Origin of the sequence: Membranihabitans marinus (genome assembly GCF_019802045.1) — a bacterium.
Taxonomy (GTDB): Bacteria; Bacteroidota; Bacteroidia; order Chitinophagales; family Saprospiraceae; genus Membranihabitans; species Membranihabitans marinus_A.
In genome coordinates this window covers 260,179-270,859 of record NZ_JAHVHU010000010.1, presented here as the reverse complement: position 1 = coordinate 270,859, position 10,681 = coordinate 260,179, and the positions used below count along the sequence as shown (strand labels likewise).

At 43.7% G+C, this 10,681-nt stretch carries 8 protein-coding genes and 1 tRNA gene; 5 read left to right on the top strand and 4 right to left on the bottom strand.

Annotated elements, in window-relative coordinates; genetic code table 11:
* Nucleotides 1-295: 295 nt before the first annotated feature.
* Nucleotides 296-1,078, bottom strand: coding sequence for an Rpn family recombination-promoting nuclease/putative transposase (locus KUV50_RS12275; RefSeq protein ID WP_222580451.1), 783 nt, complete (start codon nt 1,076-1,078; stop codon nt 296-298).
* 61 nt (nt 1,079-1,139) lie between these two features.
* Between KUV50_RS12275 and KUV50_RS12270 the strand changes: the two genes are divergently transcribed.
* Nucleotides 1,140-1,739: a hypothetical protein gene (locus KUV50_RS12270; protein ID WP_222580450.1), complete on the top strand. Its 600-nt coding sequence runs from the start codon at nt 1,140-1,142 to the stop codon at nt 1,737-1,739.
* Nucleotides 1,740-1,829: 90 nt separating this feature from the next.
* On the opposite strand, the gene KUV50_RS12265 is transcribed toward KUV50_RS12270, so the two are convergent.
* The 3 genes from KUV50_RS12265 to KUV50_RS12255 form a co-directional block, all read right to left on the bottom strand.
* Nucleotides 1,830-1,903: transfer RNA gene (locus KUV50_RS12265), tRNA-His, on the bottom strand.
* Nucleotides 1,904-1,971: 68 nt separating this feature from the next.
* Nucleotides 1,972-2,796, bottom strand: coding sequence for a hypothetical protein (locus KUV50_RS12260; protein ID WP_222580449.1), 825 nt, complete (start codon nt 2,794-2,796; stop codon nt 1,972-1,974).
* A gap of 116 nt (nt 2,797-2,912) precedes the next feature.
* Nucleotides 2,913-4,841 carry a M1 family aminopeptidase gene (locus KUV50_RS12255; protein ID WP_222580448.1) on the bottom strand — a complete coding sequence of 643 codons (1,929 nt, stop codon included), beginning with the start codon at nt 4,839-4,841 and terminating at the stop codon, nt 2,913-2,915.
* A gap of 382 nt (nt 4,842-5,223) precedes the next feature.
* Between KUV50_RS12255 and KUV50_RS12250 the strand changes: the two genes are divergently transcribed.
* The 4 genes from KUV50_RS12250 (at nt 5,224) to KUV50_RS19595 (ending at nt 10,675) form a co-directional block, all read left to right on the top strand.
* Nucleotides 5,224-5,787 carry a hypothetical protein gene (locus tag KUV50_RS12250; RefSeq protein ID WP_222580447.1) on the top strand — a complete coding sequence of 188 codons (564 nt, stop codon included), beginning with the start codon at nt 5,224-5,226 and terminating at the stop codon, nt 5,785-5,787.
* Between the two features lie 49 nt (nt 5,788-5,836).
* Nucleotides 5,837-7,936 carry a PQQ-binding-like beta-propeller repeat protein gene (locus KUV50_RS12245; protein WP_222580446.1) on the top strand — a complete coding sequence of 700 codons (2,100 nt, stop codon included), beginning with the start codon at nt 5,837-5,839 and terminating at the stop codon, nt 7,934-7,936.
* 196 nt (nt 7,937-8,132) lie between these two features.
* Entirely contained in the window at nt 8,133-8,942 is an 810-nt protein-coding gene (locus tag KUV50_RS12240; protein WP_222580445.1) for a phytanoyl-CoA dioxygenase family protein, read from the top strand.
* A gap of 569 nt (nt 8,943-9,511) precedes the next feature.
* Entirely contained in the window at nt 9,512-10,675 is a 1,164-nt protein-coding gene (locus KUV50_RS19595) for a type II CAAX prenyl endopeptidase Rce1 family protein (protein ID WP_222580444.1), read from the top strand.
* Nucleotides 10,676-10,681: the final 6 nt, after the last annotated feature.

Genomic DNA, 10,681 nt, shown 5'->3' with positions numbered 1-10,681 from the left:
AATTGAGTCTAGTAACTCGTCTACTTTTTGGTTCTTCATAATTTTTAATATAAGATTTACAAATCATGAATCCCAATGATCGGGGGCGGAAAAATGTAAAAAAAATTTTTCAGCCCCCCCCCCGGCCGGGGGCGGGGGGCTATACACAAAATACTTTACAGTCCCCTATTTTCAGATTTTGTGATTTAATACCAAATATAGCCTGGGACACAAAGGAGGTGTTATACTGTTTTTTGACAAACTTTATTTTTCCCGGATGCGATGGAGTTATGATGGCGAAAGATTTAGAGATGTATTATTTGTCTTGATCCTTCATCGATTTTCTTACTTTTTCTACAAATTCCAGGGTTACTTCTAACACATCGCAAATCGTGGAAACATCAAAGTCCTTATCCAACATGTTTTCCGTAGCTGTCCGGTTTTTGCGTTCCCTTTCTATATTCATTCCCCTTTTTATTCCTTTCTCCTCACCTTTAACCATCCCTTCTTTTCGGCCTGTTTCCCTTAGCCTGTCGGCTAAACTAACAAATTCTGTTTTCATAATATCAGGTATTTTTTCTACTAAAAGATTAAGTTCTTCTTCTTCTGCCTCCACTAATTCGATATAGTAATCAACCAATGTATTGAATAAGTTCCGGTCTTTCCAAGATCCGAGAATCGAAAATATCTGGCTAAATCGCTCCAACAACAAGTCTGGCCGGTCTGAATACTTCTGAGTCAATAAGGCGGAGGTAAATAATCCACTACCCAACTGCCGGATCTGGCTATCACTATAATTCTGAATGTTCTCAAATAAAATTTTGAATACCGGAATATAGTCTTTAAGAGACAGAGGGACTAATTCAAATAAATCAGTCATTTCCGGAGGTGTCCATTCATCACTTCCGTGATAATAAAGAAAAGGTATCACAACAATCAGAGGATCCTCATTATTCTTTAACTGCTTCCGGTAGGCATCAAATATATATCCGCCCAGCTGAATGGACACAAACTGATATGTCGTACTTCTATGCTCTACTAAAAGGCATAAATATACTTCTTGATTTCCGAATTTGGCTATCAATGGACATTTGAACATCTGTCAAATCTTTCCATACGAAAAACCTCTTTTTGCTCGTATATATTACTAAACATCCACCATGCCCAAAAGCCTGTTTTATCTTTTTTCCTTGCTCTTCTTGACCTCAATGGGAACGACCCAAGCCCAATCGTATCGATGGGCTGCCGGTCTGAAACTAAGCAAACACATGGGAATCAGCGCCGTTTACAGTCCCAAACAACAATACTCCGTGGAAGGAATTATCTCGAAAAATCTCTGGACGAATGAAGGCGGACTTAGTCTGATAGGACGATATCACCGGAAGATCATCAGCCGGGGATTGAATTTTTATGGGGGCGGCGGATTGCACTATGGCTTTTATGACGACGTGGAATTAAATGACTTTGGGGGGGTGATCCTTCAGGGTGGGGCTGAAATATCATTGGGTAAGACCAATCTCTCTTTTAATCTGACCCCAATGGTGGGCATTGGATCCGAAAATGTGAAGCTGCGGATTGGCTCCGATTTTACCCTTCGATATATTCTCAAGAAACAACCCCGGGATAGAGGGAAGTTTTTTCAAAAACTGGGATTCGGAAAAGATAAGAATAAAGGAAATAAGAAGAAGCGGGGCAAAAAACAGAATAACCGATCAACCGGCAAATTCTGGGACTTCGATTGGCTGAAAGGGAGTGATTAATTGTGAAGTGGTGTTGGTACAAATAACTTCAAAGGAGTATTCAAAAAAAAGCCCTGATATAGATTACTATTCAGGGCTTGATAATGGGAGGGTGACTGAGGGGATTTGAACCCCCGACCTCCGGAACCACAATCCGGCGCTCTAACCAACTGAGCTACAATCACCATGTCATTTTGAGATTGCAAATATATCAACCCCGTCGGACATTACCAGATATTTTGAGAGAATTATTTTAGTTTTTTATATCCTCAGCGGGATCTTTCACTAATCGGAATTTTCTGTAGTGCGAGGTAATCACTCCACTGATGGGTTGGCCGTTCAGGTCAACCAATTGAATACCAATAGTATTATCACCATAAGGAAGACCTTCGATAAAGAATGGATGCCATTCATACAAGTAGTATTGTTCACCATTTATTTGTAACATGATTTTGGCATCTTCGCCAATATTGATATTAACCGGGTAGAAATCGATAAGAATTTTTTTCGCATCCTTACCGACATAGGTACCCTTGGGTCTGCTGTAGAATAAGGTGGGTGTCGGGATGTTCCACTCATTGGTGATGTTACCGTCTTCTACATCGACCAGACGGGCTATATGAGCGGCTGGTTCTTTAATGCTTTCATGGTACGACTTTCCTAAAAATGCCAAAAGATGATGCTGACCATTGGAGATGTCAAAATCAAAGGAGGACGTGTATTGGGCGGAATATGGTTTGCTGTCCACGATGATATGTAAATGCTGCCCCTGGTCCGAGTTAGCACACATGAGGGAAGATTGATCAGAAGTCTGCGCTTTCAACTCATAAGAATCCCCCCCGATCTCAAAGTCAAATCGCCCATTTTTGTAACTCCATGCGTCGATCGATGCATCTTTGAATTCATCTGTCGTTTCAGCGATGTACAAATTGTACTTGGGCTCGCCGGTTCCCAAGTATTCAATAGGATCCGCATTGCCGCTCCCAGATGAAGTGGCGGAACTCTGATCGCTATCACTCTTACAGCCGTACCCCAAAAGGACTATTGTCGTAATAACCAGAAAAGCATAAAATTTCATATTCTTTGAATTAAGTGGTTTCGAAAAATCGATGCAAATTTCGAAAACTTTTCTGACTTATCCTATTGCACCTCCTTTTCATCTTAAAAATTTTCATCATATGTCTGGGAATCAATTTAATTTAGAATGAACTTATGCACCGTGCTCTCCTCCCGATCATTATGAATGACGATAAAATATAGGCCGGGTGGTTGATCTACTACTTGCAATTGCATCGAGTTCTCATTTTTGAACCGGGGCGTGAAGCTGGTTAAAGGTTTTCCGGTGGAGGTGTATAAAAAAATCTTTTTAATTGACCCCAACCCGCTACCTTCTATTGTTATTTTGCCAGGAGAAGGGTTCGGATAGATGCGATATTCTGATTCCAGCGGAGACGTATCAGTGGATGTGAGAAATTCGGTCGTGTTGTTTGCGGAAACGAGCCAATGCTGCGGATCGACCGCGATAGAATCCACGTGCCACGGAATCTCGATTCTATATTCTGTAGAATTTTCTCTGATGTCTAAACGTATCATGGTGTCTCGTTCTGGACCGTAAATACCAAATTCCACCGGTAATTCAAAGAATGGTACGGATGGATGTGAGGAAATTTGATTTACATGGAGTTTAATTCCTACATCAGTACGCTGCCATTGGACCTGGTAGGACGGATAGCCCTGGCCGGTGTACCAATCATTGAAGAATTCATCTAAATTGATCCCGGCCACCTTCTCCAGATGGTGTTTTAAATGAGTTGTCCGTGCAAACGCGTATTGCGTGTCTTCGTCCAGTAAATACTGCCGGACCCCTTCAAAAAAATCATCGTCACCCAGGATCCATCGAAGCATATGCAGAACCATGGCTCCTTTTTGGTACGATAAACGGGAGTTGAAAATTCGACCAACTGTGGAGGTGTCGGAGACGAGCAAAGTCCCGCCGGGTTGGCTTGTGATGCTGCGAATTGAGGAGGCGAGGTAGTTTTCCCAGGTTCCATTTTGCAGGATTCGCTCATATGCCAATCCTGTCAGGTAGCCGGCAAATCCTTCATTGAGCCATATGTCTTTCCAGCTTCCACAGGTGACATAATCGCCGAACCACTGATGAGCCAATTCATGTGCGGTTAAGCTATAGCTGAAATTGACCATAAAGCTCATGGTCTGATGTTCCATGCCACCTCCGAAACCAAATTGTGCGTGACCATACTTTTCCCGGTCAAAAGGGTAGGGAATGAAAAGTTCTTCAAACAAATGCATCATGGCCGGCAGGATTTCTTCAATATTTTGGCTGTGTCGGTCATAGTCTTCCGGATACAGATAATTGAGGATGGGGAGTGCACCGTTTTTTAGAGGAATCGTGAACTCGTGAACCTGATAATTTGTGACGGCAAAGGCCACCAGATAGGTGGCGATGGGGTACCGGTGTTTCCAGTGAAAAACAGTTTGATCTTGACCAATTTTTTTCTCAGAAATTAATAAGCCATTACCGGCCACTCTATTTCCTACCGGAACGGTAACCCACATATCGAGAGAATCTATTTTATCTTCCAGGTTTTGTGCGCATGGCCACCAGTTTCGCGCCCCATAAGGCTCTGAAAGTGTCCAGATAATCGGCGTATTGTTGTGTGTGGATTGAACAAACGCCCCAAAGCCATCTTCGGGTGGAACCCCCTGGTAATAGATGGTGATGCTTGTACTGTGATGGGACGTCAATGTATCCGCAAGCGCTATGGAAGTTGTGAGATTTTCTTGTCGGATAAAAGAAAGAGATTTTCCGGTCCGACTTACAATGCTATCAATGGAAAGATCATCATGCAGGTCAATGTGAATAGATGACACAGGTTCCTCCATCGCATGAAACGTGGTTCGGACCCGCCCCTTGATATAACGTTTGGCCGGGTCAACACTCAGGTGGAGTTCCTGATGCGTAATGTCTATTATTCCTTGCCTTTTGATTTGATCAGAAGCAGAATCATTGCGGTGAATGGGTACGCTATTCGCTTGGGAAGTAGTTACATTTCCCAAAGCAAATAAGAGGCAGGTTAGAATTTTGAAAAGCAATAGTTTCATTATTATTATACTGAATTACCGGTTTCAAAGATGCAATATTTCTTTTAATCGACCCAAGACAGTTGAACCTCTAAAGAAAGTCGAATGTGGGGTTTCTGTTTTTCTCTTATGCCATTTGTATTTGATGATGCCGTATAAGATTTTGAAAATATTAAAAGGTTCTCGAGGAAAAAACGGAGGTGTACCTGGATTTACACCGAGTATTTTTGACGAAGAGCATCAAAGAATATTTCGGACTATATGCGGCAATTATTAATTCAAAGGGTATTATAATCGATGCTCCATCAACTTACATCCTATTTATAATTTATCATTTACAATTAACCTGTCGAGCGTTTCGTTTTCTTATATTAGAGTTTTTAATCATGTTAAACCAAATGCTATGTTCAGAGCTATTATCTTATTTGCTATTTTGTGGATGATGGGTGTTTCATGTCAGGAAGGAACGGGTGGAGAAAGTTGTTCCGATGGGATCCTTGGAGATACAGAGTACACCATTGATTGTGGTGGCGATTGCCCGTTGTGCGATGATTTCTTTGAGAGTTCCTGGGTGTCCGAAGGTGATAATCTGGCCATGGCGTGGAAAGAGTTGTTTTCTGCACGAAAAATTACCGCCGTGTTCCATCCGGATAAAACGTACGAATTAACTATTGTCAATACAGCCGGGGAATCGGAGTCGATGAAGGGTACATATACCCTGGCGGATTCTGGTATAGAAAACATTTGGACCCTCACACTGTCTCAGGATCAGCCCAACGATAAAACATTCAGTGGTATCGTGAAAGCACAGGATAATTATGTGATTAAAGTAGAAATTGTACAAACGGAGCCCTATATTAACGCCATTGCACCCACCCCGGAAGGCGGACTGGGAAGTACAAAAACAGAAACCAATGGGAATACGGTCCCTTTCCCAAATAATGTGCAAACATTTATACGACAATAAAAGGGATTTGGGTTGTCTTTAGCTTTACGCCATAAATTATTTGACGCCAATGAAACCATCGCTCCATCTTTTATTCGTAGCCCTGCTACTGGTTAGTTGTGAACACGATGAGAACAAGCGATTGCATGACTGGCCCGAATACCTGGGAGGCGGTGATCGGAATATCTATTCTCCTTTGGATCAGATCGATACGCTCAGTGTACATCAACTTGAACCCGCATGGACCTACCACAGTGGTGACTCCGGAGAAATGGAATGCAATCCGTTGATCATTGAGGGCGTATTATATGGATTAACAGCCACAAAAGAAGTTATGGCGCTTGATGGTGCTACAGGAAACGAACTTTGGCGTTTTGTTCCATCTGAGGATAAAAAGATTTTGAGGAATCGTGGTGTCGCTTACTGGAACTCCGGGGATGACCAACGGATATTTACAACCTACCGAGAATGGCTTTATGCCTTGGATGCGGAAACGGGAGAACCCATCCCGGGCTTCGGAAATGAAGGTCGGGTGAGTCTCAAATCAGGGTTGGACGGGGATGTATCTGACAAATATGTTGTTTCACGAACCCCGGGAACTATTTATAAAAATGTGATTATTATGCCATTGGCGTTGAGTGAAAGTGCAGGCTCAGCGCCAGGCTATATACAAGCATTTGACGTGGTGACCGGCGAATTGATGTGGAAATTTCGCACGATCCCTTTCCCCGGAGAGTTTGGTCACGAAACCTGGCCAGAATCGGCGTACGAGAATCACATTGTCGGTGGCGCAAACAGTTGGGCGGGGATGGCGATTGACCGGGAGCGCGGAATTGTGTATGCGCCGACGGGATCTGCTGCACCTGATTTTTTTGGGGGAAACCGCGCCGGAAAGAATTTATTTGCCAATACGTTATTGGCTCTGGATGCTGAAACCGGGAAGCGAATATGGCACTATCAATTCGTGCACCATGACTTATGGGACCGGGATTTGCCGGCACCTCCGGCGTTATCAACGGTCATTCATCAGGGGGAAAAAGTGGATGTGGTCACACAGACCACGAAAACCGGTCATTTGTACGTCTTTGACCGGGCAACGGGGGAATCACTTTACCCCATCGAAGAAATAGAAGTTCCCGCGTCTGTGATTCCGGAAGAATCGGCCTGGCCTGTCCAACGTTTGCCGGCCTGGCCTGAACCGTTTAGCCGACAAACGTTAACAGAACACGACATCAACCCCAATTCTCCGGATCGGGATTCACTGTTGAAAGTCTTCCAGGCTGCACATAAAGGTGCATTTGTACCACTTAGCGAGACACCGACCATCCTTTTCCCCGGGTGTGACGGAGGTGCGGAGTGGGGTGGTACCGCCGTTGACCCCGAAGGTACCCTTTATGTGAATTCCAATGAAATGGCCTGGATTTTCACCTTGAGTCCAAGCGAAAGAAAAGAAGCAGCTGAGCGGATTGATCTGGGACAAAAGCTCTATAAAACCCACTGTGCCGCCTGTCATCAATCTGATTTGTCCGGACTTCCGCAGAGTGGTTATCCTTCTTTGCAAGGTATCCACGAGCGGATGTCAGCGTTGGAGATTCAGTCTATTGTAAAATCAGGACAAGGACGAATGGTGGGTTTTCCCCAACTCAAGGGACGAGAGATCGCTGCGATCATTAACTTTTTATCTGGAGAAAAAAGTGAACTGGTGGAGAATGTTGTTCCCGACAACTTACACGTGCCCTGGCAGTTTGATGGGTACAAAAAGTTTTTGGACAGCGAAGGGAATCCGGGTATCGCACCACCTTGGGGCACCTTGACCGCTATCGATATTGGAACGGGGCAGCACCGATGGCAACAAGTGTTGGGTGATCTCCCCGCTTATGAAAATCAGAGCATCGACGAGCCAACGGGAACTGAAAACTATGGCGGACCCTTAGTCACCGCAGGCGGTGTTTTGTTTATAGCTGCCACCAAAGACAATCGGTTCCGGGCTTTTCACAAAGAAAACGGGGAATTGCTATGGGAGGCGACGCTTCCTGCCTCCGGATTTGCGACGCCCAGTACCTATATGATTGATGGCATTCAGTACGTAGTGATTGCTTGTGGAGGAAGTAAGCTGGAGACGGCTTCCGGAGACGCTTACGTAGCTTTTGCTTTGCCGGATGGAAGTTGATCACGGAAACGACGAATTAATCTTGCCCCCGACTTTTTTACTTATTTTGGACCCTTTTGCCGGGTTTGCAAAATAGTTATTTATAGACTTTAAGGAAATACTATGCGTTTTTTATAAAATCATGTATCTTGGTGGATGCATTGGTAAGGTTACCGAAGCATTAATTTTATAGCTTTAACGTGTAAATTATTAAAAAGTGAACTACAAAAGATTATCAGAGACGGATAAGAAGAATTTTGAGGAAGACGGTTATGTGATCGTAAGAGGATACTTCCAACCCGAAGAAATTGATCGGATTTATGGGATGGCACAGCACGATGATGTTTTGCAAAAGAAAGCAATAGACCGGGGGGATGCCGATGGATTGAGAACCAAACTTTCCCTTTGGTACAATCTTGATGACAGTATTTACAGTCTGATGGCGAGAGGGGAAAGAATCGTGGGTGGTGCAGAGGCATTATTGAATACAGAAGTGGCTCACTTTCACACCAAGCTGATGCAAAAAGAGCCTAAAAAAGGAGGTGCTTGGGAATGGCATCAGGATTATGGGTACTGGTACAAGGATGGATTTTTGTTCCCGGATATGATCAGTGTGATGACGGCGCTAAGTCCGGCCAATAGAGAAAATGGTTGTTTACAAGTTATCAAAGGATCGCATAAGATGGATCGCATCAACCATGGGTTTTCTGGTGAACAAGTGGGAGCTGATATGGAACGTGTCGAAGAAGCGCTCAAAGAACTGGAGTTAGTGTATGTCGAGCTGGAACCGGGGGATACCCTGTTCTTTCATTGCAATTTATTGCATCGATCTGACGCCAACCTGAGTGATCATCCGCGGTGGTCCATCATTAGCGTATACAATCGCATCACCAACAAACCTTTTAAAGGTGAGAATACCTCTTCGTACACGCCAATAGATCGGGTGGCTGACGAAGCCATCCTGGAAACAGAACTGCATGGTATTTCTGAGGAGCTCGAGTTCAATGAGACGGTGACTAAGAAATAGGTATTGGGACGCTTCGCTGTTGGTAGTTGGGGTGCTTCGCTGTTGGTCGATGGGATGCTTCCCTGTTGGTCGTTGGGACATCTCCCTACTTCGGAACCTAACGTTGGTACACATCAAAAAAAAACAATATGACTTATAATTTCCTGCTGTTTCACTTCATGAACCGTACCTTCGGCACGGAAATTAACAATTCTACTCTCTTGCTACCCATAATGAGAACCTACGGCACTCTCCGAAAATGTCCCAGAGAGACAAAGTATGGGTAGAATATAAGCAGTAACATTAAATAGCGTGCTGTAGGTACGCTGTAGGACATAAGATAATTAGAATTAACCAGTATTATATTCTTTAAAAAAGATGTGTCCCAACGACAGACTTCGCAACGGGAGGTAAACTTTGGTCGTTAGTACACTCCGTTTTTTACTAAAAATATTTATCTATATACAGAATTTTATACGGCATTATCAAATACAAATGGTATAATTGAAAATATTTGTTAATTTGGTCTTTGCGGATTTTAAACGGATTGGAATCGCATGTTTACATAGCAAATCGCCAAAAGTACAATAGTGAAAAAGGAAAATCTTTCGACGCTTCTTGTCCTCCTAATGCTGACTTTGTTGTGGTTGTTTTTTAATCGGGGCCAGGGCCAATGGTTTTTTTATCTGATTGATTTACCTTATTTTATACTGTTTACCGGATTGTTGTTCTCGCTGGGCCTGCCGTCGATCAGCCAGGGCATTCGCTATGGAACAAAAAAGTCGATCTCCAAAACCTTGATTGTTCCGGTTGTGCTGCTCGTATTGTATTATCTTTATGCCGCATTGAATGGCCAGCCGGTGATGGAAGGGGCTTCACTTTTAATGCCTTATTTGGTGCTCTTCCCCGTTTTGGCCTTGTTTCACCAATCACCAAAGTACAATACCGTCACCTGGTGGGACTTGGGTGTTCTTTTGCTATTGCTTTGGCCGGTTACGCTTGTCGATTTACCAGAACGTACGTCGTTGCCCATCGAGGGGGTTCATTTTGATTCGGTGTATCGGATGATGATCATGATGGTGACGGTGTATGCATTTGTGGTGGTGCGCCGGTTGCCCGGAGTGGGTTTTTGGATCGATCTTTCATGGCGGAAACTATGGACGACACTTTGGGTCTGGGCTTTGTATATCGGACTCATTTTGGTGTTGGGATTTTACCTGGAGTTTATGGTTTACGAAGGGTTTGGGAGCAATCATGAGGGGAACTGGGAACGTATATTAATCCGATTTCTATCCATTTACTTGCATACAGCTCTTTTTGAAGAATTGTTTTTCCGGGGACTCTTACAAAATATGCTGGCTCGGAAAATCAGGCAATCTGCCAACCCCCTAATTTTTTGGATTGCAGGATTTGTTGTGTTGACTCTGCTGGCTTTACTGACCGGTGTCATGATGAAGGATGGAATGGTTTGGTTTCCCATGATGATTACGATGATGCTGTTGGTCGGAGCCTATCTCATGTCCAATATATTCAAAGGATATCAACATCATTATTTGGCCATGGCCATCACGAGTGTCGTATTTGGTTTGGTGCATTTTCATGGCGGTTCGGTAATATTTGTGGGGTTCGCCATTCTGGCCGGATGGGCGTATGGATATGTTTACTGGAAAACCAAAAATGTGTTCTATGCCGCTCTGATCCATACCTTGGTGAACATCAGCCCACTTTTGTTTGGTCTTGATTTATTAAAATAAATTACG

What these genes read in the sequence shown, in the direction of transcription:
- KUV50_RS12275 (WP_222580451.1), bottom strand. Translation starts at nt 1,078, where the DNA reads ATGTTCAAATGTCCATTGATAGCCAAATTCGGAAATCAAGAAGTATAT.
- KUV50_RS12270 (WP_222580450.1), top strand. Translation starts at nt 1,140, where the DNA reads ATGCCCAAAAGCCTGTTTTATCTTTTTTCCTTGCTCTTCTTGACCTCA.
- KUV50_RS12260 (WP_222580449.1), bottom strand. Translation starts at nt 2,796, where the DNA reads ATGAAATTTTATGCTTTTCTGGTTATTACGACAATAGTCCTTTTGGGG.
- KUV50_RS12255 (WP_222580448.1), bottom strand. Translation starts at nt 4,841, where the DNA reads ATGAAACTATTGCTTTTCAAAATTCTAACCTGCCTCTTATTTGCTTTG.
- KUV50_RS12250 (WP_222580447.1), top strand. Translation starts at nt 5,224, where the DNA reads ATGTTCAGAGCTATTATCTTATTTGCTATTTTGTGGATGATGGGTGTT.
- KUV50_RS12245 (WP_222580446.1), top strand. Translation starts at nt 5,837, where the DNA reads ATGAAACCATCGCTCCATCTTTTATTCGTAGCCCTGCTACTGGTTAGT.